Annotated in this window: 26 protein-coding genes and 1 pseudogene; all 27 read left to right on the top strand. The window is 38.5% G+C overall.

What is annotated here, in order from left to right; genetic code table 11:
- Nucleotides 1–44: 44 nt before the first annotated feature.
- The 27 genes and pseudogenes from NE664_03480 to NE664_03350 all read left to right on the top strand — a co-directional run bounded on the left by NE664_03480 (nucleotide 45) and on the right by NE664_03350 (nucleotide 22,630).
- Nucleotides 45–1,139, top strand: coding sequence for a cyclophilin-like fold protein (locus NE664_03480; GenBank protein ID MCQ4725723.1), 1,095 nt, complete (start codon nucleotides 45–47; stop codon nucleotides 1,137–1,139).
- Nucleotides 1,140–1,172: 33 nt separating this feature from the next.
- Nucleotides 1,173–1,928: a flavodoxin gene (locus NE664_03475; GenBank protein MCQ4725722.1), complete on the top strand. Its 756-nt coding sequence runs from the start codon at nucleotides 1,173–1,175 to the stop codon at nucleotides 1,926–1,928.
- Nucleotides 1,929–1,953: 25 nt separating this feature from the next.
- On the top strand, nucleotides 1,954–3,006 hold the full coding sequence (locus NE664_03470; GenBank protein ID MCQ4725721.1) for an alcohol dehydrogenase catalytic domain-containing protein: 1,053 nt from the start codon (nucleotides 1,954–1,956) through the stop codon (nucleotides 3,004–3,006).
- 15 nt (nucleotides 3,007–3,021) lie between these two features.
- Nucleotides 3,022–4,629, top strand: coding sequence for a cyclophilin-like fold protein (locus tag NE664_03465; GenBank protein ID MCQ4725720.1), 1,608 nt, complete (start codon nucleotides 3,022–3,024; stop codon nucleotides 4,627–4,629).
- A 41-nt stretch (nucleotides 4,630–4,670) separates the two neighbouring features.
- On the top strand, nucleotides 4,671–5,837 hold the full coding sequence (locus NE664_03460) for a flavodoxin (protein MCQ4725719.1): 1,167 nt from the start codon (nucleotides 4,671–4,673) through the stop codon (nucleotides 5,835–5,837).
- A gap of 249 nt (nucleotides 5,838–6,086) precedes the next feature.
- The gene (locus tag NE664_03455) at nucleotides 6,087–6,806 is read left to right on the top strand and encodes a flavodoxin (GenBank protein MCQ4725718.1); all 720 of its coding nucleotides are present in this window, start codon (nucleotides 6,087–6,089) and stop codon (nucleotides 6,804–6,806) included.
- 171 nt (nucleotides 6,807–6,977) lie between these two features.
- Nucleotides 6,978–8,342, top strand: a complete 1,365-nt coding sequence (locus NE664_03450) for an MATE family efflux transporter (GenBank protein ID MCQ4725717.1) — start codon at nucleotides 6,978–6,980, stop codon at nucleotides 8,340–8,342.
- A gap of 141 nt (nucleotides 8,343–8,483) precedes the next feature.
- Complete coding sequence (locus NE664_03445) at nucleotides 8,484–9,155, top strand: DUF4405 domain-containing protein (protein MCQ4725716.1); 672 nt, start codon at nucleotides 8,484–8,486, stop codon at nucleotides 9,153–9,155.
- A 260-nt stretch (nucleotides 9,156–9,415) separates the two neighbouring features.
- Nucleotides 9,416–9,529 (top strand): annotated as a pseudogene (locus NE664_03440) (acetyltransferase).
- Between the two features lie 59 nt (nucleotides 9,530–9,588).
- Nucleotides 9,589–10,761, top strand: a complete 1,173-nt coding sequence (locus NE664_03435; protein MCQ4725715.1) for an iron-containing alcohol dehydrogenase — start codon at nucleotides 9,589–9,591, stop codon at nucleotides 10,759–10,761.
- Nucleotides 10,762–10,792: 31 nt separating this feature from the next.
- On the top strand, nucleotides 10,793–11,203 hold the full coding sequence (locus NE664_03430) for a cupin domain-containing protein (protein ID MCQ4725714.1): 411 nt from the start codon (nucleotides 10,793–10,795) through the stop codon (nucleotides 11,201–11,203).
- Nucleotides 11,204–11,634: 431 nt separating this feature from the next.
- Nucleotides 11,635–12,426, top strand: a complete 792-nt coding sequence (locus NE664_03425; GenBank protein MCQ4725713.1) for a C39 family peptidase — start codon at nucleotides 11,635–11,637, stop codon at nucleotides 12,424–12,426.
- Nucleotides 12,427–12,818: 392 nt separating this feature from the next.
- Nucleotides 12,819–13,190, top strand: a complete 372-nt coding sequence (locus NE664_03420; protein ID MCQ4725712.1) for a DUF3846 domain-containing protein — start codon at nucleotides 12,819–12,821, stop codon at nucleotides 13,188–13,190.
- Between the two features lie 15 nt (nucleotides 13,191–13,205).
- Nucleotides 13,206–13,532: a hypothetical protein gene (locus NE664_03415; protein MCQ4725711.1), complete on the top strand. Its 327-nt coding sequence runs from the start codon at nucleotides 13,206–13,208 to the stop codon at nucleotides 13,530–13,532.
- A gap of 9 nt (nucleotides 13,533–13,541) precedes the next feature.
- On the top strand, nucleotides 13,542–14,336 hold the full coding sequence (locus tag NE664_03410; GenBank protein MCQ4725710.1) for a hypothetical protein: 795 nt from the start codon (nucleotides 13,542–13,544) through the stop codon (nucleotides 14,334–14,336).
- Between the two features lie 192 nt (nucleotides 14,337–14,528).
- On the top strand, nucleotides 14,529–14,930 hold the full coding sequence (locus tag NE664_03405; protein ID MCQ4725709.1) for a DUF3849 domain-containing protein: 402 nt from the start codon (nucleotides 14,529–14,531) through the stop codon (nucleotides 14,928–14,930).
- 189 nt (nucleotides 14,931–15,119) lie between these two features.
- Complete coding sequence (gene dcm / locus NE664_03400) at nucleotides 15,120–16,220, top strand: DNA (cytosine-5-)-methyltransferase (protein MCQ4725708.1); 1,101 nt, start codon at nucleotides 15,120–15,122, stop codon at nucleotides 16,218–16,220.
- Nucleotides 16,221–16,222: 2 nt separating this feature from the next.
- Entirely contained in the window at nucleotides 16,223–16,888 is a 666-nt protein-coding gene (locus tag NE664_03395; GenBank protein ID MCQ4725707.1) for an antirestriction protein ArdA, read from the top strand.
- A 53-nt stretch (nucleotides 16,889–16,941) separates the two neighbouring features.
- Complete coding sequence (locus NE664_03390; protein ID MCQ4725706.1) at nucleotides 16,942–17,280, top strand: hypothetical protein; 339 nt, start codon at nucleotides 16,942–16,944, stop codon at nucleotides 17,278–17,280.
- A gap of 44 nt (nucleotides 17,281–17,324) precedes the next feature.
- Nucleotides 17,325–18,248: a hypothetical protein gene (locus tag NE664_03385; protein MCQ4725705.1), complete on the top strand. Its 924-nt coding sequence runs from the start codon at nucleotides 17,325–17,327 to the stop codon at nucleotides 18,246–18,248.
- A gap of 53 nt (nucleotides 18,249–18,301) precedes the next feature.
- Nucleotides 18,302–19,264 carry a DNA adenine methylase gene (locus NE664_03380; protein ID MCQ4725704.1) on the top strand — a complete coding sequence of 321 codons (963 nt, stop codon included), beginning with the start codon at nucleotides 18,302–18,304 and terminating at the stop codon, nucleotides 19,262–19,264.
- A 15-nt stretch (nucleotides 19,265–19,279) separates the two neighbouring features.
- Nucleotides 19,280–19,588 carry a hypothetical protein gene (locus tag NE664_03375; GenBank protein MCQ4725703.1) on the top strand — a complete coding sequence of 103 codons (309 nt, stop codon included), beginning with the start codon at nucleotides 19,280–19,282 and terminating at the stop codon, nucleotides 19,586–19,588.
- A 15-nt stretch (nucleotides 19,589–19,603) separates the two neighbouring features.
- Complete coding sequence (locus NE664_03370) at nucleotides 19,604–19,783, top strand: hypothetical protein (GenBank protein MCQ4725702.1); 180 nt, start codon at nucleotides 19,604–19,606, stop codon at nucleotides 19,781–19,783.
- Between the two features lie 101 nt (nucleotides 19,784–19,884).
- Nucleotides 19,885–20,949 carry a hypothetical protein gene (locus NE664_03365; protein MCQ4725701.1) on the top strand — a complete coding sequence of 355 codons (1,065 nt, stop codon included), beginning with the start codon at nucleotides 19,885–19,887 and terminating at the stop codon, nucleotides 20,947–20,949.
- On the top strand, nucleotides 20,939–21,829 hold the full coding sequence (locus tag NE664_03360; GenBank protein ID MCQ4725700.1) for a class D sortase: 891 nt from the start codon (nucleotides 20,939–20,941) through the stop codon (nucleotides 21,827–21,829). The genes NE664_03365 and NE664_03360 overlap by 11 nt, the downstream gene beginning before the upstream one ends.
- 155 nt (nucleotides 21,830–21,984) lie before the next feature.
- Nucleotides 21,985–22,284, top strand: coding sequence for a stalk domain-containing protein (locus NE664_03355; GenBank protein ID MCQ4725699.1), 300 nt, complete (start codon nucleotides 21,985–21,987; stop codon nucleotides 22,282–22,284).
- 22 nt (nucleotides 22,285–22,306) lie between these two features.
- The gene (locus NE664_03350; protein MCQ4725698.1) at nucleotides 22,307–22,630 is read left to right on the top strand and encodes a CAP domain-containing protein; all 324 of its coding nucleotides are present in this window, start codon (nucleotides 22,307–22,309) and stop codon (nucleotides 22,628–22,630) included.
- Nucleotides 22,631–22,716: the final 86 nt, after the last annotated feature.

The raw sequence follows: 22,716 nt of genomic DNA, 5'->3' as shown, positions 1-22,716 counted from the left end.
ATTTATCAACTAGAAAAACAAAGTTTAAAAGGGGGTATAAATTGATGAAAAAAGTGGTAGTGATTTTATTGTTATTTATTGTGGCATATTCATTTTCCGCTTGCCGTAGTCAGAATGAATTGCAGTTGGAAAGCAGCAGTCAGCCTGCTTTAGAATTGGAAAGCGGTCAGAAAGAACCGGCGGAAAACACACAAGAAAGAATTTTAATTGCTTATTTTTCTTTAAAAGAAAACGTAGAATATTCAGATAATGTTGACGCCAGTACGTCAGCTAGTTTGGTGGTAGATAACGATGAACTGTATGGAACTACAGAATATGTAGCAAAATTGATACAAGAAAATGCTGGTGGTGATATTTATAAAATTCAAACGGTAGAATTATATCCATCTGTTTTTGATGATGTTGTTGATCAAAATCATGAAGAAGCGGATCAAGGCTTTTTACCAGAACTTATAGAAAGCGATTTAGATATATCAAAGTACGATACCATATTTATAGGGTATCCAATTTGGGCTACTAATGCACCGCAAGCTATTTTTTCTTTTTTGTCGGAATATGATTTATCGGGAAAAACGATTATTCCTTTCTGCACACATGATGGTTATGGCGCAGGCAATAGTTATACTAATATAGCAAATGCTGTTCCTAACGCTGAAAAAGTTGTGGATGGCATTGCAATTGAGGCTTCTGATGTGCTAGAAGCTACAAGTACCATAGAACAGTGGCTCAGTAATATTGGATTTGAAAATAAAAGCAATGAAGGTTCTCAAGCAGATGGAACAGATATAACAATCACAATAGGCGATGTCGTGTTAGATGGAGTGATATATGATACTGCACTTGCAGATGAAATTAAGGAGTATTTTCCACTGACTGTTTCAATGGTCGGTTATGGTGGAAGGGAATTTTATGGAGGAGTAGAGTTTTATCCTGAAAATCTGGAAGGTGGTCAAAGAAATTTTGAAAATGGTGATATAACATACTGTGAGTCACATCACAATATGGCAATATTTTATGCACAGACAGATCATCCTGAGCTTTCAGTGGACGTAATTCCCATTGGCAAGGTTACTTCCGATTTAGCTGTTTTTGATGAGTTTGAGGAAAGTATTGATGTTACATTTGCTTTAGCAGAGTAATTTATTATTCATTATATGTGGAGGTAGTTAGATATGAAAAAATTTTTTTCGTTTATTTTGGCTGGCGCAATGGTAATTTCTTTGTCAGCATGTGGTGATACAAAAAGTCAAGAAAGTTCACAACAAGAATCAGTGTCAGGCAGTGCTCAATCATATTCAGAAGAAGTATCTTCAAAGGAACAGTCGCAGGATGAAGATTCTTTCGCAGAAATATCATCTACATCAGAAAATAATACTAGTATATTGGTTGCATATTTTAGCTATGCAGAAAACGCAGAGTTGCCTGAGGGTGTTGATGCTTCTACCACGGCAAGTATTCAGTTATGGAATAATGAGCTGACTGGCAATACAGGTGTAGTTGCCAATATGATTGCAGAAGCAACGGGAGCAAACCTATTTTCTATTCAAACTGTAGAAAAATATCCGGATTCCTATGACGAAACCATTGATAAAGGACAAGAAGAGCAAAGTGCTGATGCACGACCAGAATTGTCAAATCTTCCTGAAGATTTGGATCAATATGATGTAATATTTCTTGGATTTCCAAACTGGTGGGGTGATATGCCAATGGCAATATACAGCTTTTTAGATTCAGTAGATTTATCTGGAAAAACAGTAATACCATTTGTTACATCTGGTGGCAGCGGATTTTCCAATTCAATCAGTGCCATTAGAAGTATGGAACCTGAGGCAACTGTTCAAGAAGGGCTATCTATTCGTGATGCAAGTGTAGCAGAAGCGCAGAATGATATTGATGATTGGTTGACTCAATTGGGATATACAGAATAACTATGATACAAAAGGAGGAGTTAATATGCAACATAATATGATGAAAGCCGCTGTATTGGTAGGACCAAAAGAAATCAAAATGAAGGATGTACCTGTTCCTAAAATGGAACCAGGCATGATTGAAATTAAAGTTTCTGCCTGTGGTGTTTGCGGAAGTGATATCCATATGTGGAAAACTGGAAAAGGCTGGTATGAAGGTGATCATTCTGATTTTATCATGGGACATGAATTCTGTGGTGTTGTTACAAATCCTGGTGACAGTTGTTTTCAAATGGGTGACAGAGTTGTATTTTGGGCAAATTTATACTGCGGTCAGTGTGATATGTGCAAAGTTGGAAAAGAACATCTATGCAGAGATGTGAATGGCACAAATTATATCGGATTTGTCTGCAATGGAGGTTATGCCGAAAAATTTGTTGGTAAAGCAATGAATGCATATAAACTTCCAGATACGGTTTCAGATATAGCAGCAGCATTGATTGATCCACTAATGGTTGCTTATCATGCAGTGAAAAATTCAGATATTAGATTAAACAGTAAAGTGTTGGTCGTGGGTAGTGGGATTATAGGACATTTGATCGGATGCTTAGCAAAAAAGGCTGGCGCATCTTTTGTGGCAATGTCTAAAGTGAATGATGTAAAAATAAGAAAAGCGCAAGAATGCGGAAGTTTTGATGCTTTCTTTGATGGAAATGATATGGAAGTACAAGAAAAAATGCTGCAGGCAACAAATGGCGGCTTTGATGCAGCATTTGAGGCAGTTGGTTCAGGGGAATCTTTGCAGACTTGCATAGATAGTGTAAAAGCTGGCGGAGAAGTGATTATGATTGGAAATTCTATGGAGGATAAAGTTGATTTCTCCATGAATCAGGCTGTGCTTCATGAGATTCGTCTGCATGGAAGTGTTTCATGTACACGCCGAGAATTTGAAGAAACCATCGAGCTAATTTCAAATGGAATCATTGATCCGGAGCAATTTGTTACAGATATTCTTCCATTGGACCAGTTACAACATGCATTTGAAAGATTAACGGCAACAGATGATCCTGTTTTGAAAATGGTTGTAAAGCCCTATTAAAAGGAGGGGGTAAAAATGAGAAAAAGAAACTTTATGCTTTTTGTTACAGGATTATTGACTGCTGTAATGTCTGTACCTACCTTTGCAGCGGTGGAAGATACAGGATTTTCTGATGTATTCGCAGATGCGTGGTATGCAGACGCAGTCATGTATTGTACAGAAAATAGCTTAATGAGTGGCACAGACGAAACGGCATTTTCTCCAAATGAGTCTATGACAAGAGCAATGCTTGCAACAGTATTATACCGTATGGATGATAGTCCATCAGTTACAGGAACAGATCATTTTACAGACACAGAAGAGGATGCTTGGTATTCTGATGGAGTTTTGTGGGCATCCCAAAACGGGATCATAAGCGGTTATAACAACGATACTTTTGGTACAGAAGATGCTGTAACAAGGGAGCAGATTGCAGCTATTTTGTGGCGTTACGCTGGAAGTCCGGAAACTGATGTAAAAGCAGATTTTTCTGATGAAGAACAGATTTCATCATGGGCAAAGCAGGCAGTGGATTGGGCACAAAGTAGTGGATATATGAGCGGAACAACAGGCAACAGATTTAACCCTGCTGTAAATGCAACAAGAGCGGAAGTAGCCGCGGTATTAATGAGATATCAGGCTGGACAAAATGTATTTCCTTCTGAATCGGATACAGATGCAGAGCAAAATGTTCTGGTGGCGTATTTTTCACGTTGGGGGAATACAGACTATGGAACTGATGTAGATGCAACTACTTCTGCGAGTATTGTATTAAATGACGGGCAACAAGTAGGCACAACAGAACTGTTTGCTGAAATGATACAGGATGAAGTAGGTGGCGATTTGTATTTGATACAGTCCTCAGAATCATATCCCGTTGATTTTGATGATGTTGTAGATAAGAATCATGAAGAACAGGGAGAAAATTTCAGACCCGAACTAATATCTGAAGTGGATTTATCGAAATATGATATTATTTTTGTGGGATATCCTGTATGGGCATCTTCGGTACCTACTCCTGTTCTGTCATTTTTGGAAAGTGCAGACCTTTCGGGAAAAAAGATCATTCCGTTTTGTACACATGATGGATATGGGGCAGGCAGTAGTTATTCTGAAGTAGAACAATCCAGCCAAAATGCAACGGTAGAACAGGGGCTTGCATTGGAGGCATCAGAAGTTTCTGGAGCCCAAGAAACGATAGATAATTGGTTGAAAGGTCTAGAGCTGAATAATCTGGAATCAAACAATCATCTTGCTGAAGAACAGACGAAAGTATATATCACCATTGGAGATGCAGTTTTGGAAGGCATTTTATATGACAATAGTATGGCAGAACAGTTTATATCACAGTTGCCACAAACGATTTCAATGTCAAACTATGGAGGTCGAGAAGTATATGGAGGTATAGATTATGATATTACAGTAGAAGGTGAAGGACAGTTATATTTTGATAATGGCGATATTACATATTGCCCAACCAATAATACAGCAGCAATTTTCTATGCACAAACAGACCATCCTAATTTAACCATGGCAGTTTATCCAATTGGACAAGTAACCTCTGATCTTTCTGTGTTCCATGATTTGCCAAACAGAGTAGATGTTTCTTTTGAGGTGGCGGATGAAATCAGCTCTAAGTCATAAGCTTAACATAGCAATTAAAAAATAAAAAGGGGGAAAAATTAATGCGAATTTTGAAACATATTTTAATGATTGCTCTGATATTTTTAATGGCGTTTTCAACAATGACAGTTGCTTTTGCGGCAGTTGAGGATACAGGATTTTCTGATGTATCTGCAGATGCGTGGTATACAGACGCAGTCATGTATTGTACAGAAAATAGCTTAATGAGTGGCACAGACGAAACGGCATTTTCTCCAAATGAGTCTATGACAAGAGCAATGCTTGCAACAGTATTATACCGTATGGATGATAGTCCATCAGTTACAGGAACAGATCATTTTACAGACACAGAAGAGGATGCTTGGTATTCTGATGGAGTTTTGTGGGCATCCCAAAACGGGATCATAAGCGGTTATAACAACGATACTTTTGGTACAGAAGATGCTGTAACAAGGGAGCAGATTGCAGCTATTTTGTGGCGTTACGCTGGAAGTCCGGAAACTGATGTAAAAGCAGATTTTTCTGATGAAGAACAGATTTCATCATGGGCAAAGCAGGCAGTGGATTGGGCACAAAGTAGTGGATATATGAGCGGAACAACAGGCAACAGATTTAACCCTGTGGGAAATGCAACAAGAGCGGAAGTAGCAGCGGTAATAATGAGATATCAGGTTGGACAAAATGTATCTCCTTCTGAGCCAGAAATGGATGTAAATACGGATACAGAGCAAAATGTTCTGGTGGCATATTTTTCTTGTACAGGAAATACGGAAGGAGTAGCAAACCGCATAAGCAGCATTTTGGATGCAGATTTATATGAGATTATTCCTCAAATTCCATATACTGATGAGGATTTAAACTATGGTGATGATTCTAGTCGTACCAGTTTGGAGATGAATGATCCAAGTGCAAGACCTGCAATTTCAGGAAACATAGAGAATATGGATGAGTATGATGTTGTCTTTATTGGCTATCCTATTTGGTGGGGTGAAGCACCAAGAATTATAAACACGTTTTTGGAAAGCTATGACTTTAGTGGAAAAACAATCATTCCGTTTTGTACTTCTGGTAGCAGTGGTATAGGTTCCAGTGCACAAGAAATTCAAAATTCAACTGAAAATGCAGTATGGATGGATGGTCACAGATTTGGAGCAGGTGCAACGGAATCAGATGTAAGATCTTGGATAGATGGTCTGGAAGTGGATTTTGTAACTTTAGCTAATGATTAACTTAAGATCATGGAAACCTGTATTTGAAGGGAATCGCTTGTTAATTGTGAGAAGTCAAATGCACATTTTTTCTTAATTAGAGAAAAAATGTGCATTTTTCATGCTTTTTGGGCATAATTAAGAATTTAATATAGGTATTAGTTATTGATTTGTGCTTGGTATATAATAAGAATAAAAAGACCGTTGATAAAGGTCAATAAAGTCTGTTTCTAGTATTATTCGTTACAAAAAGATAAGGAGGTATATGGCATGAAAAAACAGGTGTTACTTATTTTGTCTTTCATTTTTCTGTTTTCATTTGTAGCATGTAGTTCAGAAGATGAAGAATCAATATCAACAGCCTTAAATCAGACAGATAAGGATTTCCTTTTATATGAAAAAGATGTTCAAATAAATGAATCTGCATTACCACAAGAAACTTCTGATGGAAATAGTGTTCTTATAGCGTATTTTTCCTGGGCAGATAACGCTGTGGTTGAAGGCGAAACAGATGCAGTAACTTCTCCTAGTGTAATTGCCCCTGGTAATGTTGCCCAGATGGCGTACTGGATAGAGGAAGAAATTGGGGGAGATTTATTCTCTATTCAAGTGACACAGCCGTATTCCAGTGATTGGGATGCATGTTTGGAAAGAGCTAATCAGGAGCGTTCAGATAACGCAAGACCAGAATTAATAAAAACTGTGGAGAACATGGAAGGCTATGATACAGTATTTCTTGGCTATCCTAATTGGTGGTATGGTGCTCCTATGGCACTTTTATCTTTTATGGAACAAAATGATTTGTCTGGAAAGAAAATTTATCTGTTCTGCTCGCATGGAACAGGTGGTCTTGCAAACAGTGTTGAGGATATTAAAGAAGTGCTGCCTGAAAATGCGCAATTATCAGAAAATGTGTTTGATATTTATGAGGAAGATGTGCCAAACTCACAAAATGATGTGATCAGCTGGTTGGAAGCATTAGGATATTAGAACAAACTCATAAATGAAAAAGTTTACTATGGAAAAAGAAAAATATATTTCCGGCATTGTGAAACATCATCGACGAAACATACACCTGAAATATTTTTCTAAAATGAGCAATCTGTCATCGCAGAAAAGCATGAGAAGATATGTTTAGTTTTATGATAAAGGAAAAAAGCATTGCCGATTACTTTTGATTTAAACAAAGAGGTGTATTTGTTGTTTAGCAATCAATCATTGAAGAAATTATTAATTCCATTGGTGATAGAACAAATTTTGTCTATTATGGTTGGGATAACAGATACCATAATGGTTTCTTCCGCAGGAGAAGCTGCCGTTTCTGGTGTGGCTTTGGCAGATATGATAGATTATTTTGTTATAACAGTATTAGCTGCTGTTGCGACTGGAGGCGCGGTGATTGTTTCGCAATATATTGGCAGAGGTCAAAAGGACAAAGCGAAAGAGTCAGCAGGTCAACTGCTATTAATATCTGTAATCATATCTATTGGGATTATGGTGTTGTGTTTGTTGTTTCGGTATAGTTTGCTGCAAGTGCTTTTTGGGCGAGTTGAAGATAATGTAATGAGATCTGCTATGATTTATTTTTCTATTACTGCGTGTTCCTTTCCTTTTCTTGGCATTTATAATGCTTCAGCAGCATTATTTCGTTCTATGGGAAAAACGAACATGACAATGTATGTTTCGTTGTTTATGAATATAGTAAATATCATTGGAGATTTCATTGGTGTACAGATATTTCATGCCGGAGTTGCAGGGGTGGCTGTTCCTACATTAATTTCAAGAGCATTGTCAGCAATAATAATGACAGTGTTGGCATTTAATAGGAACTACTTAATTTTTCTTTGTTTCAAAAATATTTTTACATGGAAACAGGATTTACTGCAAAAAATTATGCGTATTGCTGTTCCAGGTGGAATTGAAAATGGTTTGTTTGCTTTGGGGAGAGTACTCGTTACCAGTATCGTATCCCTTTTTGGCACAGAACAGATTGCAGCTAACGGAGTAGCAAACAGTATCGATCAAATTGCTGTTATGGTTGTGAATGCAGTCAATTTAGCAATGATTACCGTGGTGGGACAGTGTATTGGAGCAGGACTGCCAGATGATGCCCAAAACTATACAAAAAAACTGATGAAGGTATCTTATGTTTCTACCGCTTTATTAGGTGGTATTGTTTGTATACTATTGCCACTTATTTTACAGTTTTATCATTTATCGGGAGAAACGCTGCGATATGCTGCAATACTGATTGTGATGCATAATATATTGGCATTTGTTCTTCATCCAACATCTTTTAATTTGGCAAACAGCCTGCGTGCATCAGGAGATGCAAGTTTTACAATGTTTGTAGGAATTGGCTCAATGGTGCTGTTTCGGCTTGGTTCTGCTGTTTTTTTCGGTATTGTACTTCATTTTGGAATTATTGGCGTTTGGATTGCCATGGGCATGGACTGGCTGGCAAGGTCTATTGCGTTTTGCTACCGATATAAGAGCGGAAAGTGGAGAACAATGAAAAGTATTTGAAGAAAAAATTATGGAAATATCAATCCATACTTTTAAGGCATATTTAGGAATTTAATATAGGTATTAGTCACTAAATAAAGAATGAGATATACTTTTATAGTAAATAAATGAAAATGTTTCATATATAAGGGGGGATTATGATTGAAACCCAGAATGATACAAAAAATGTTCATTGACATATTTATGACAATTTTGCTCCTGTGTCAAATGCCATATATGCTAATTGGAGAAATTGCTCATGAATGGATAGGTATTGCAATGTTTATACTGTTTATTTTGCATCATATTCTAAACTGGAGATGGTATAGGAGCCTTTTGAAAGGAAAATACACAATGCTTCGGATTGTTCATACAGTCATAAATTTTTTCGTGCTGTTTTGTATGATAGGATTAATGATTAGCAGTGTTATCATATCAAGAGAGGTTTTTTCGTCTCTTCCGATTGAAGGAAGAATGGGATTTGCAAGATTGCTTCATATGGCGTCAGCATATTGGGGATTTATTTTCATGAGCATACATATTGGTTTGCATTGGGGAATGATAATGAATTTGGGGTCAAAAGCATTGAAACAAAAGAAGCTATGTAAGGCACAGATTTTTATGTTGCGGATTATTATATTTTTCATTTGTATCATTGGTATTTATGAGTTTTTAGAAAATGACTTACTGTCTTACATGTTTTTAAAAAATCAGTTTGTATTTTTTGACGTAAATCAACCACTACCAATATTTTTAATGGAATATATCTCAATGATGGTATTCTGGATTTGTATTTCCTATTACACAGCCAAGGTGATAAAAAATAACAAATAAAAGTAAACGAGAGAAGGTATGGAGCAAAATGGATATTTTTAAAAGAGAACTTTCAGGAGCAGTGATTTCTCCGCGGAAAATAAGATTTTCCATTGATTTTAGACAGAATAAATTTGGCTTTACAATTAACAACAAAACTCAATCAGCTAGATTACAGAGATCCGAAAGTGAGAGAAATTTTATCAGATCTGTTTGGTAAAGAAATTGACCAAACAATTCTGCTGCTACCGCCCTTTTATACATATTTTGGGCTTGATACTAAAATTGGAAAAAATGCTGTGATTGCCGCAGGAAGTGTAGTGACAAAAGATGTGGCACCAAATACCATTGTTGGCGGAAATCCGGCAAAGTATATGAAAACAATTCCTTTATGAGAAAGGTATCGAGGCACTGTTTTTATAAATTTAAAATGAAATGATCAGGAGGTTTCAAAATGAGTTTTCAAATGTATGTACCTACAAAGATTTTATTTGGAAAAGGACAGATTTCCAATCTTCATTTGGAAAAAATGCCAGGAAAAAAAGCATTGATTGTAATTTCTAACGGAAAATCGGCTAGAAAAAATGGCTCTTTGGATAAAACAAAAGAGCTGTTACAGCAATCTTGCATAGATATGGTTATATTTGACCAAATTATGTCAAATCCGCTTAGGTCTACAGTAATGGCAGGAGCAGCTTGTGCAAAAGAAAATGGCTGTGACTTTGTTGTAGCCATTGGAGGCGGCAGTGTGATGGATGCTGCAAAGGCAATCGCGGCTATGGCAACAAATGACGGCGATTTATGGGATTACATATCAGGTGGAACAGGAAAAGGAAGAGTGCTTCAAAACGAACCGCTTCCTGTTGTGGCTATTACTACTACTGCAGGAACAGGCAGCGAAGTGGACCAATGGGGCGTCATTTCCAATGAAGATACAAATGAAAAGATAGGATTTGGAGGATATGATTCACTATTTCCCCAAATTGCTGTTATTGATCCTGAGCTGATGAGATCTGTTCCACCTGAATTTACTGCATATCAGGGCTTTGATGCATTGTTTCATAGTGTTGAGTGTTATATATCTAAAGCTGCAAACACAATGAGTGATATGTATGCAATAACAGCAATTGAAAATATTGGTACTTACTTGCCTCGAGCAGTAAAAGATGGTTCAGATATGGAAGCGCGAGAGCATGTGGCTTTTGCCAATACACTTTCCGGTGTTGTAATGACCATAAGTGCATGCACAAGTGAGCATTCTATGGAACACGCCATGAGTGCTTATCATCATAATCTTCCTCATGGTGCTGGACTTATTATGATATCAAAAGCTTATTTTACTCATTTTATTGAAAAACACACCTGTGACGAACGTTTTATTCGCATGGCACAGGCTTTAGGTAAAAAAGATGCAAAAGAACCAATGGATTTTATTGCAGCACTATATGATTTACAGAAACAGTGTGGTGTATCGGAGCTTAAAATGTCAGATTATGGATTAAATCCAAATGAATTTATGACTTTGACACAAAATGCACGCGAAACAATGGGAGGGTTATTTGCCTGTGATCCTGTTACTCTTTCTGATGCAGATTGTGTATCTATTTTTGAAAAATCATATCGTTAATGAAAATGTTATTTAAAAAGGAGAGTATATTATGGAAAAACCTTTAATTGATACAATTTTTGATATAGGAGAAATCAATCCATTTAGCCAATATTTTATTGGGCAGAGCTACTTAAAAATGCTCACTACAGAAGGTGTTGCCATTGGAAATGTAACATTTGAGCCAGGATGCCGCAATAATTGGCATATTCACCATGCAAAAAAAGGTGGCGGACAGATTTTACTTTGTACTGCTGGATGTGGATGGTATCAGGAATGGGGTAAACTTGCACAAAAGCTGCATTCAGGCGATGTAGTTGTTATTCCGCCAGAGGTTAAACATTGGCACGGTGCATCGTCAGATAGTTGGTTTTCCCATTTGGCAATAGAAGTGCCTGGAGATGAAACCAGCAATGAATGGTGTGAAGCAGTGACAGATGAGGAATATATGAAACTAAAATAAGTTGTAAATGTCAATGAACGTTATTTTATAAAAATGGTGCAACTACTGTTTTTTGCTGAAGTAACTTAAATAATACAAATAAGCAAAAAATCAAGTTTTACTTGCAAATTTCAGCATAAATTATTCAGTGGAGGAGAATAGGTTAAAATTCCGTCTCCTCTATTTTTGTTCTGCGAAGACAATATGAATAGATTTAGACATGCTTAATAGGCATTTTGTTGAATGAAAAATAGGTATTGGACATTGGTTTGCATATATATTATCCTATTTTTGATAAAACGATATACAAAAAGAAAATGGTTGATAAGAATTTCATTTAGTATATTGATAGGCTGAATATGAAAGTTATATTATTTTTCTTTATTGATGTTTATTGATTTTATATGGAATTCTCATCAAGCAATAAATATGTGATAATAAGGAGAATCCCTATGAAAAAATTTTATTTATTCATCATATGCTTATTGTGTGTGTTTTTGACAGGAGGTATCCAAAAAGCTTCGCAACAGCATCAAATGAATGCTTTACAGACAGAAAATATTAATGAGAAAATATATTCCGAAAATATAGATGTTTTTGAAGATTCTAGAAATACACAGAAAGAAAATGCGAAATATGCAAAAATTGATGATTTCCCAATTGTAAATCAAATGCCCGAGCTTCCTACAGGATGTGAAATTACTGCATTAACTATGGTGTTGGAATATTATGGTTTTCCGGCTGAAAAAACAGATTTAGCATATAACTACCTTCCTATTGCTTCAGCATCTTTTTATTATGATGAAGAAAACCGCTTATGTGGACCAGACTTGAATGAATATTTTGTTGGTGATCCAGGAACTGTTGGAGGATATATTTGTGGGACAGAAGCAATCTGCAAAGCTGCAAATGATTATCTAAAGGCACAAGGTAGCTCATTACATGCCATTGATATTTCAGGCGTATCATTTGATGAATTATATCAGTTTATTGAAAATAAAACACCAGTTGTTGTTTGGGTGATGCTTGAAATGGCTATACGCGGTGAGACAAAAGGGTGGTATACACAATTAGGTGAATATGTTGAATGGAGTACCAATGACCATGGAGCTGTTTTGATTGGGTATGACGAAGAAGCAGGAACTATTGCTGATCCAATTTGTGGTGAAATACAATATAGCATGCAACAATTTGAAACTGTATTTTCTTCCCGTGGAAATAAATGTGTTATTTTAAAAGATTAAATTGTAGTTATTATTTGGTTGCTAAAGTAAGTAACGGAGGTTATAAAGAATTAAGAAATAAATTTATATTACTATACCAAGGGACATCTAGATTCTTTAGTCATAATTTTTATCAAATAATGATGGGACGAGTGATCAAAATAGATGACATAGCCGCAAAGCTAGTAAAATCAAGGCTTCCAGCGGTTTTTGAGGGCGGTTTTCAAAGCCCCAAAAAATCCAATTTTATAGATGACATAGCGTTTTTGGAGTTAAAAAACGATTTTCGGGCAGTGAGATGAAAAAAAATCTCACTGCCTTTTTCAGTTTTCAGAACTTAACGAAAAAGCGATTTTCAAAATTACAACCCTTTTTTGAAAAAAATTTAAAAAATTTTTAAGGAGGTGAGAAACATGAAGGAAAGCGTCATAAAAGTATTAAAAGTAAAGCCACATGAACATCCTGAAGTCTATATGCTGAAAAATACATTGGAAGCAATGCAAGAAGCAGTGGGAGGATATATTGACATCGTAGGATTAGATGACAATGTATGCATCCTATTAAATGATGAGGGAAAATTAATTGGATTGGAAGGTAATAGGAGAATCGGCAGCGATATCATCGTTGGCGATTTTTTTGTTTGCGGCAGTGATGAAGAAGGAAACCTGACATCATTGAGTGAGGAGGAGTTGGACACATACACAAAAATTTTTTATGAACCACAAGAGTTTACAAAAGAAGAAATAGAAGAAACGGCAGTAATTGAATTTTACACATTTGAATAAGGAGGATGTACAGTTATGAAAAATATGAAGACAGAACCAAGTGAAAAAACAATTATTTACAGAACCCCAAGTGATCCTATTGAAATCACAGATGAAATGCTGGAGAATGCAGAGATCAATCCTAATGAATTGGTAGATATCATTCTTCAAAAGGGATGCATCATTATAAAGCCAACAAGTGTGCTTGGCAGGTTACCAGAGGATCTGCTTTTGCTTTATGAAGAACTTGGATTTTCGAGAGAAATGGTGGAGTGTGTTTTTACAAAATATGCTGAAGAAGCAGGAGGATTCGATGCTTTGGTTGAACAAATCAAAAAAGAAAGAAATGTGGCATTGTGGTAAGGTGAGAAAATGCGAAAAATAACAGACTTAAGAGGAATCAAAGATACCGCCAAAGTATTCCTGCACATGAAGATAGAAGAAACAAAGTTTTCGCCGTTGGTCATCAAGCATCCGTTTACAGATTCAGCGATGGTTTGTCTGTCGCAGACTGACGGCGAAATTGCCTTTGCCAATATTATGGAAGACACAAAGGCATTTACCCTATGGAAAGAACAAGTGGAAAAGCAGATCGATACTGCGGAAGATGTGTTTGGGGTATACCACCTCGTACCGGAAAGAAATCCGGCGGCGAAGCCGTTTTTGCGAAGCAAAAATACTGACCTCATGACAAAATCTTATCTGCTTGCTTTTTTAAAATATGCGGAACCATACTTGTCCAGAGAAGATTTTTCCAAAATGCTTGCAGACATCTGGATTCGGACAGAAGCACCTAATCTTGATCCCAACTTCAAGCAGAAAGAACTGCTGGATCTGTTCCGTAAATCAAAACAGGAGGAGATGATGACAGAAGATGAAATAGAAACACTGCGAAGCCTGCCGGAAACAGTATCGGTTTATCGAGGCGTGACTTCATATAATGCAGGCAAGGTCAAAGCCTTGTCTTGGACACTGGATCAAAAGGTTGCCCAATGGTTTGCCAATCGATTTGGAGAAAACGGTACTGTTTATGAGGCGGAAATTTCAAAGGAACATATTTTAGCGCTATTTAAAGGAAGAAATGAATGGGAGGTGATTGTGGAACCAGATCACTTGCTTCAGTTATCAGAAGCTTTGGAAGAAAATATGGAAGAACCACAGTTATAAAAACGTGATGGCGGGAACATGAACATTCATGTTCTTTTTTTATGTCAGAAAGGAGAAGGAAATGAAAAGAAAGTATCCCCAGAAGAATAAACAGCGACCAGCGAAAAAACTTCCGCCGGAGAGCAGAGTCCAACCTAATAAAAAAGTAAAGTATCACAGACGCTCTGATCAGATTTACGGGAGGTAATCCATATGGAAAAAGCATCCCATAAAGCCAATACACAGTGTGCTGAAGACATTGGAAAAGCCATCAACAGTCATTTCGATGGTTTTCATTACCATACAGGCTTTGAGAAAGAACTTATCAAAACCTATGGCATGGAGCGAGTCAAATATGTTGTTGCTTATAACATCCAGCAAAAGCTTAACGATGGAAGGATCAGCAAAGAGAATAAGACCTGGGCATTGCAGAGCCAAATGAACCAAGGCGAAGACAACCCCAAACCGGAATATACGATCCATACCCACAGCGGCTTGTTGGATTTATTTGCCAACAGTATTCGAAAACAACAGCTTACCCATGAAGCAGAAGAAAACATGAAAGGTGGTGATGCCGATGAAATAGAAGAAACTGATATGGATATGCAGTTATAAGCAAAGAAACAAGGCGGAGCAATCCGCCTTGTTTCCGTTTTAAGATTCTGAAAACAAGCCCATAAGACAAACCGAATCGGAGCAGAAAGCTCTCTTTTCACTGCCGTCTTACAGGTTGTTGTATGTTACCTCAGAAAAAAGGAAACGTCAACAGCATGAAAAGAAAAGACAGCGAAAGGAGAAATGTGTATGTATTTTTTGGATTTTTTTGCTGGGATCGGGTTGTTCTGTTTGGGACTGGAGCAGGCAGGCTGGACCTGCAAAGGGCATTGTGAGATAGACAAATATGCCAATATGAGCTATCAGGCGATGCACCGCATAAAGGAGGGAGAGTGGTTTGAAGAAGACATCACCAAAGTCAGTGCCCAAAGCCTACCAGATGTCGATCTTTGGACAGGCGGATTCCCTTGCCAGGATGTCTCAATGGCGGGGGAAAGGAGAGGATTATACGGAGAACGAACTGGCTTGTTTTTTGAGTTTGTTCGACTCCTCAGAGAACGAGGTTACCATAAACCCAGATGGCTTATCCTTGAAAATGTTAAGGGAATCTTTTCCTCTGGCGGAGGCTGGGATTTTGCCATTGTTCTATGTGAACTGGCCGCATTGGGGTACGGTGTGGAATACGCGCTTGTCAATTCCAAAGACTACGGTGTACCCCAAAGCAGAGAGCGTGTGTACATTATCGGAGATCTTACAGGAAGAAGTACCGGAAAAATATTTCCTCTCAGAAGTCCAGGCAAGACAGCTCCTGCACAGATTATTGGAGGTCCGCAGGGAAGCAGGATCTATGACACAGGAGGTGTTTCACCAACTATCACTTCTGGAACAGGAGGATTAGGCGCAAAAACAGGTTTATACTTTGTTGCAAAGGATGAGCAAAGCGGTCTTGTGACAAAACCATACAGCGGCACCATTGACGCAAGCTATGGAAAGGGCTTGGGATGCCGACAGCATAGGACAGGCATTTTGGAAAGCAGACTGCCAAGAGCTTTGCTGAACCCAGGAAAAGAAAAGACAAGACAAAACGGAAGGAGAATCAAAGAAGAAGACGAGGAAATGTTTACACTTACGGCATCTGATATTCATGGAATCCTTTTGGATTCCCGTATCCGAAGACTGACACCATTGGAAACATTTCGTCTGCAAGGGGTACCGGATGCATATTTTGAAAGAGCAGCCAGCGTATGTTCAGACGCACAGCTGTATAAGCAGATCGGAAACGCAGTCACAGTGCCTGTGGTACGAGCCATAGGCGAAAAAATAGCGGAATATTGGAAAGGGGAAAAATAAATATGATTCAAGTGACTTTTTGCAGTAAACAACTTTTTGAAAAGAAAAATGAGGTGGATGTTTCTCTCAGACTTCCTGCAGATGCAGAAACCATGAAACGATATTTGGAAGCAGCTGGCGTTAGAGATATGGACGATCTTTTGATCGGTGATTTCAGAATCCATGAGCTTTACGCATGGAGCTGTGGAGAATATCAGGAATGGGACAAAGCTGATCTGAATGAGCTGAACTATCTGGCAGCAAGACTTGAGGAATTGTTTGAGGAAGACCAGGATGAGCTGTATTGTGATTTATTGGAAATGCATCAGCCTCAAAGTGCTGCTGACATGATCAATCTATCTTATGGTTTCGACAAAGTATCTTATGATCCTGCAATTCGAAACAATCAGGAATTGGGAGAACACCTTGTAAAGAACAATCTTTTTGTGATTCCAGAAGATATGAAATCATTTGTGGACTATAACAAGGTGGGACAGCTTTATCTTTATACCATGAAACATTCGAAAGACGCTGGCATGATGCAAGTCGATGAGAATGGTTGTATCTGTGATAGTCACAAGGAGCAGGAAAGATATGGTTATTATGACGGAGTGAATGTTCCAGAGGAATATATGATTCTGACAGAAGAAGTTTTTGAAGATCAAGCACAGCAGCATATTCAAAGCTGAGAACAGACAGAGGGTCTGTTTTTTTTATTACTTATTATAAGGAGGAATATTATATGATTCGTTTGTATGTGGCAAGTGAAAAGTTGGTAAAAGAGGAAAAAGACATCTGTGTCAGATTGGTGCTTCCGGTAGAAGAAAATGAAATCTGGATTGCCCTTGAGAAAACAGAAATGGAATCATTGGATGACTGCGAGATTTCAGATGTAGAGTGTGATGTGGAAGAAGCGCAGGAGTTTTTGTGTTCTTTGGAAATCAGCAGAGTCAATATTTTTGAACTGAATGTTTTTGCCGGTCTTCTTTCCGCATTGCCAGAAGATGAATTGATGCTTTATCGAGAGAAATTAAAAGATAAGCAGCCCAAAAGTCTCGAAGAAGCCATTTATGAGATTTGACGCAGGCAGAAAAAATTGCAAAGGAGGTGCAGCCGTTGAATGAAGTGATAAAGCAAATGCAGAAAAGAATTGTGGAAGGCATACAGCTTCCAGATAAGAAACAGCAAAATCAGTTAAGAAAAGATGTGGAACAAGCACTGCAGGAAAGCATCAAGGATTTAGCAGAGCATGGCGGCGGACCACAAGCAGAAGACAGGTTTTGGAAACGATTAGAGCATATTGCAGCCAAAGAGCCGAAAAATCGAATCATATATCAGAACTATCAGGATATTAGTTATTTCTGGCAGTATACAGAAAACTGGTACAGCTGCTATCCGCCGAACTTGAGCGAGGAAGAAAGAGAAAAAGCTCTTGGTTACGCGGAATTTAAAAGAAAAAACGTGGAAGACAGAGAAAGGTATATGACCGTCTATTTCCCATGCGGCAGAATTGGTTTGAAAGGTTTTTTTGTAGACAATAAATTACCTGAAAGCTGTGGGCATACGGTTTATGGAGTTTATTGCGAAAATGAAAAAACATATACCATAGGAGAAATACTTGAAAAACTGCCAAAAGAAGAAATGGATGTATTTCAGCTCAACGAGCTATTCTGCAGGTTTGATAAGCTGCCAGAGGAAATGCAGCGTGTATATGGCTTGACGCTTCCATTAAAAGAGCCGAGAACAGTAAAAGAAATGATCGACCTGATGGACCATCTTTCGGAAGTCTGTGTGGTAAACGGCATCCAAAATGAAAGACAGTTAGGTGAGTTTTTGGTAGAAAATGAACTTTTTGATGTTTCATTTCCCGATGAAGTTTTGCCATATCTGGATTACGCAAAAATCGGCAGGGAACATATGCAGACACATCAGGGGAAACTCATTCAAGGTGCGTATGTGGAAGATACTTCCGCTGATAATGTAAATCAATTCAGCCAAGAATCAAACGAAGAAAATGACCAAAGTGATGATTATGAAATGAAGCTGTAACAGGAAGGAGTGACAGAGATGGATAAAGGCTCATAGAAGTGAGGCGATGAAATATGGTAAACAGTATGATTCCATGGATTGGTGGAAAACGATTGATGCGTGAGTTCCTCATTGCACGTTTCCCACCGCATTATGATAAATATGTAGAAGTATTCGGTGGTGCTGGTTGGGTTCTTTTCGCCAAAAAGCCGGAAAGGTTCGAGGTGTATAACGATGCCAATTCCAATCTGACCAATATGTTCCATGTAGTAAAGCATAAGCCCATGAGCTTTGTAAAAGAGCTTGGCTTTTTGCCGCTGAACAGCAGAGCCGAGTTTGATCTGATGCTGGACTGGCATAGAAAGCAAGATTTTTCACTGCCATATCAGACAGAAGAAATGGCACTGGCAAAGATTTGTCTTTCCCCTATAGATTTTCGGGAGTATAAAGAACTGATCACAACACAGGCTGAACTGGGCGATGTGAGGAGAGCAGCTACATTTTATAAGCTGATCCGCTACAGCTATGCGGCAGGTGGAAACAGCTTCAATGGTCAGCCGGTAAATATCGCCCAGACATACCGCACCATATGGCTTGCCAACCGCAGGCTGAATGAAAACGGCGTGAAGAGTGACAGTGAGATTTTGATGGCTGGCGGAAATCCGGGCAAAGGCGTGATCATACAGAATAAAAGTTTTGAGGTCATCATCGCTTTGTATGACAGTCCAATGACTTTTTTTTATCTTGATCCTCCGTACTATGGAACAGAAAAGCAGTATGAGGAGCTGTTTACATTGGAACTGCATTATCTGCTCCGTGAAGTGCTGGGGAAGATAGAAGGATTTTTTATGCTTTCATACAATGATTGTGCGTTTATCCGTGAGTTGTATAAAGATTTTTATATCACGCCTTTTGAAAGACTCAACAGCATAGCACAGAAATATACACCAGGAGGTATGTTCAAAGAACTTGTGATTACAAATTACGATCCAAATCTGAGATTAAACAGTCAGCCAAAACAGCTGACACTGTTATAAAAAGGAGGTATTGATATGACAATCAATTGTTTTAAAACGGTCAGTGCGAAGGGGTTGATTTATCTGCCTGTGGCACTTAGAAGATTCGTTGGAATCCATGAGGATGATGTGGTGCAGATAACCGGAAGGGGCGGGATCATTTTAATCAATAAGGCTGAAGTGACTGCGGAGAATCCTGTGGAGGTGCTGCAGGCAGATTTCCAAAAAGAAAAGGAGGATGCGGAAAAAGAACGAGATCAGATCAAAAATAGAATCAAGCAGTTGTTAAGCGAAGGAAAGTCATTGGATGAAGTATTGGACGAAGTCCTTCGCTTTTTGTTTTGAAAAGGGGTGACAAACATGGACATTGAAAAAGCATTGAGGCAGTATCAGAAAACAAAGGATTTTTCTGATGACTGCCAGAGGAAAAAAACAGAACTTTTTACTGATTTTCATGTTCTCCCCGATGACCTGACCATAGAACGCATGGTACTTGAGGAGAAAAGGAAAGAATTAGAAGAAAGGAGGGAATCCGTATGAAAAAAGCAATCTTATGTCTGATTGCGGCAGTATCACTGCTTCTGCCTGTATCGGCTGCGGCTGCTCCTACAGAAACTGGGGTGTCTGCTCAAGAAGCATCTGTGCAGGAAGCATCAGCTACTGACAGTTCTTTGCCTGTACCCATTTCCGTGGAAAGGAAGAACATAGACGGTGTGGAATATCTGATAAAGGTTTATGATCTGCCGACAGATACACCACAGAAACAGCTGGTGGAAGAAGACTTTGTATTGGAAGACTTCTTGTTCAGCTATATCACTACGGATAAACAGATCAATGAGAATAAGGACACCAAAGAAGTTACAGAAGACGCCAAGGCAGAAGGCAGTTCTAAAAATCTGGAAGAAGTCATCAAACTCTTTCCAGCCATAAAACCTTATGATAAAGACGGATATCAAGGTACATTGACACTGGATACCGGCAGTATCGTTACAGAGGTTGCAGGCTATACCACTAAGAACTATACGGTGTCTGCCACAAAGGAATACCCAGGTTTGATGTATGCCGATCCTTCTTACGTTTCCCAGTCAACAGTAAAAGACGGATATACATTGCCATTGACCAATGTCAGCTGGACCGTTATGGGAACATCCCTTGCCGGAGATACTTTGGTACCCACAGAGTATAAGGCAGTAGCCACTTATTCCAAAACATTCAGCTCGCAGGTGCCTACGGGCTATGTGTCCACAGCAAGGTACAAAGGCAATGTAACAAAGACAACGGCAGATACGGCAACCTTTACCATTACTTACGCAGGAAAGCTGGTGGAAAATGGAATGCCGCCAGTATTAAAAGCAGTAACAGGTATTATTTCGGTACTGCTTTTGGGCTGTGCCATTGCCATGCTTTTGCTTTATCTGAAAAACAGGCAAGGGGCGGATGTGTATAATCTCATTGACAAAGAGTATATCTGCATCGGAAGACAAAATGTCAATCCAAAGCAGCCTGTAATTGATTTGAATGAGTTTGAGGACTTGATTCAAAGCAATGTATTCCAGTTTGTGCTGGACAAGAAAACAACAAAGGCGCTTTTCGGCAGGAACATCAGTGTGACCTATAAAGACATGACAGTAAAGCACAGAGTCAATGAGAAAAAAGGAGAATATCGATTTGAACTGGATTTGGGAGGTGTGTTGGATGCGGAATAGAGTGAAAAAGTTTAAAATTTCTGTCCCAAGCATTATAAAAACAGTAATGGTTTTCCCTATGATTTGCGGAGCTCTTTTCTGCGTGCCAGCTTATGCTCTTGACTCGGATTTGAGCTACAATTACAAAACAGAGAATCAAGAGGAGTTTGTTATTGTGGGAAAATCCAATATCAACATCCAAGGGGAGATACCGGATTATCTCAGGGATATTTATGATGTATCACCGCAGACAGTCTATGATTCAGAGTATGGGGCAAATGTGGTGGAGCCAAATGCACCATCCATTAACAACACTACATACGCACCAACCAATGCACCAATCAATCCTTATACCCAAAGTCCAAACAGTCTGATTACAGGTACAGCCTATGGCGGGGGGACCAGTGGAAGCTATACGGCGAATATTTCCTCTGACGGCTATGTGACAAATGAGATTCCGGAACAGGTATATGACGAAGTTCTGCAGTATCCCTTAACAACCATTGAGCAGGTGCGAAACAGCGATGGGAGTATTGGCGTATTGAAGATTCCAGAAATTGGGCTGACGGTAACTGCCTATGACGGTGATACCTTCACAGCGATGAAAAAAGGTGTGGGACATTTGGCTTCCACTTCCTGCTGGAATGGAAATATCGGTTTGGTAGGACATAACAGAGGTACCAATGACTACTTTGGAAAACTGAAAAAACTGGATATTGGCGATGAAATGACCTATAGCACAAAACTTGGCACAAGAACCTATGTGGTAAAATCCATTACAAAGATTGCCGATACGGACTGGTCAAAACTTCAGTACACCAGTGACAACCGTCTGACATTGATCACCTGTGTGGAAGATGTAGGCGATCAGCGTCTTTGCGTGCAGGCAGTGCAGAAATAATCTTTTGCTTGCAGTGTAAATGGTTTTCCAATATAAATGATATTGAAAGGAAAACAAGGGGAAGGAGGCGAAATAAATATAGAAAGACTTTGACAGAGTATACGGTTTCCAATTGATTCAAAATGCAGTGAAAAAGAAAAAGGAGCGTGAAAAATATGAAAAAACGATTAGCAGCCATATTGGCAGCCACAATGGTATTAGGTACAGCACCAAGTGCTTTCGCTGCTGACCAGATCACAGTTACAGTTGATGGGGAAAAGGTCAATTTTGAGGATCAGCAGCCAGTGAATATTGATGGTCGTATCATGGTTCCAATCAGAGATGTGGCAGAAAAAATGGGCTGGGAATTTGAATGGTTCACATATTACGGAGATACGGTTGTAGATGGCACATTCCAAATAGAACATTCAGCTATCTTTACAAAGCCGATTGCATCTACTGATAGATATTACTAACGCTGAACGAGAAAAGGCAGGATTGAATCCACTTAAGCTGGATGATTCTCTAATGAAAGCTGCGGATGTGCGAGTCAAAGAAATGGGAGAAAGTTTTTCACATACAAGACCAGATGGCAGCAAATATATAACTGCGGCACAAGAAGCTGGGTATTCCGGTAGTTATGTAGGAGAAAATGGCAGTGCAGGCAAAAGCACAGCAGAATATATAGTCAGCTCGTGGATGAACTCGGAAGGACATCGAGAAAATATTTTGAATCCAAATTATAACTATATTGGAGTTGCTTACAACTACAATATAGGCTCTGAATATGGCAGTTATTGCATACAGATATTTGCAAGATAACAAATAGAAGTGAATAGTGCAGGCAAAAAAGAGATACAAAAATCAATTGTATCTCTTTTTTAATGCCAAAAATCAATAAGGAGGGA

Origin of the sequence: Anaerotignum faecicola, from assembly GCA_024460105.1 — a bacterium.
GTDB lineage: Bacteria > Bacillota > Clostridia > Lachnospirales > Anaerotignaceae > JANFXS01.
The sequence above is the reverse complement of the archived record's forward strand: the minus strand, read 5'-3'. Positions and strand labels throughout refer to the sequence as shown.

Coding starts and splice junctions, on each gene's coding strand:
- NE664_03475 (MCQ4725722.1), top strand. CDS start 1,173: ATGAAAAAATTTTTTTCGTTTATTTTGGCTGGCGCAATGGTAATTTCT.
- dcm (MCQ4725708.1), top strand. CDS start 15,120: ATGTATTTTTTGGATTTTTTTGCTGGGATCGGGTTGTTCTGTTTGGGA.
- NE664_03480 (MCQ4725723.1), top strand. CDS start 45: ATGAAAAAAGTGGTAGTGATTTTATTGTTATTTATTGTGGCATATTCA.
- NE664_03470 (MCQ4725721.1), top strand. CDS start 1,954: ATGCAACATAATATGATGAAAGCCGCTGTATTGGTAGGACCAAAAGAA.
- NE664_03465 (MCQ4725720.1), top strand. CDS start 3,022: ATGAGAAAAAGAAACTTTATGCTTTTTGTTACAGGATTATTGACTGCT.
- NE664_03425 (MCQ4725713.1), top strand. CDS start 11,635: ATGAAAAAATTTTATTTATTCATCATATGCTTATTGTGTGTGTTTTTG.
- NE664_03430 (MCQ4725714.1), top strand. CDS start 10,793: ATGGAAAAACCTTTAATTGATACAATTTTTGATATAGGAGAAATCAAT.
- NE664_03460 (MCQ4725719.1), top strand. CDS start 4,671: ATGCGAATTTTGAAACATATTTTAATGATTGCTCTGATATTTTTAATG.
- NE664_03410 (MCQ4725710.1), top strand. CDS start 13,542: ATGCGAAAAATAACAGACTTAAGAGGAATCAAAGATACCGCCAAAGTA.
- NE664_03420 (MCQ4725712.1), top strand. CDS start 12,819: ATGAAGGAAAGCGTCATAAAAGTATTAAAAGTAAAGCCACATGAACAT.
- NE664_03380 (MCQ4725704.1), top strand. CDS start 18,302: ATGGTAAACAGTATGATTCCATGGATTGGTGGAAAACGATTGATGCGT.
- NE664_03435 (MCQ4725715.1), top strand. CDS start 9,589: ATGAGTTTTCAAATGTATGTACCTACAAAGATTTTATTTGGAAAAGGA.
- NE664_03405 (MCQ4725709.1), top strand. CDS start 14,529: ATGGAAAAAGCATCCCATAAAGCCAATACACAGTGTGCTGAAGACATT.
- NE664_03375 (MCQ4725703.1), top strand. CDS start 19,280: ATGACAATCAATTGTTTTAAAACGGTCAGTGCGAAGGGGTTGATTTAT.
- NE664_03360 (MCQ4725700.1), top strand. CDS start 20,939: ATGCGGAATAGAGTGAAAAAGTTTAAAATTTCTGTCCCAAGCATTATA.
- NE664_03390 (MCQ4725706.1), top strand. CDS start 16,942: ATGATTCGTTTGTATGTGGCAAGTGAAAAGTTGGTAAAAGAGGAAAAA.
- NE664_03370 (MCQ4725702.1), top strand. CDS start 19,604: ATGGACATTGAAAAAGCATTGAGGCAGTATCAGAAAACAAAGGATTTT.
- NE664_03395 (MCQ4725707.1), top strand. CDS start 16,223: ATGATTCAAGTGACTTTTTGCAGTAAACAACTTTTTGAAAAGAAAAAT.
- NE664_03355 (MCQ4725699.1), top strand. CDS start 21,985: ATGAAAAAACGATTAGCAGCCATATTGGCAGCCACAATGGTATTAGGT.
- NE664_03415 (MCQ4725711.1), top strand. CDS start 13,206: ATGAAAAATATGAAGACAGAACCAAGTGAAAAAACAATTATTTACAGA.
- NE664_03455 (MCQ4725718.1), top strand. CDS start 6,087: ATGAAAAAACAGGTGTTACTTATTTTGTCTTTCATTTTTCTGTTTTCA.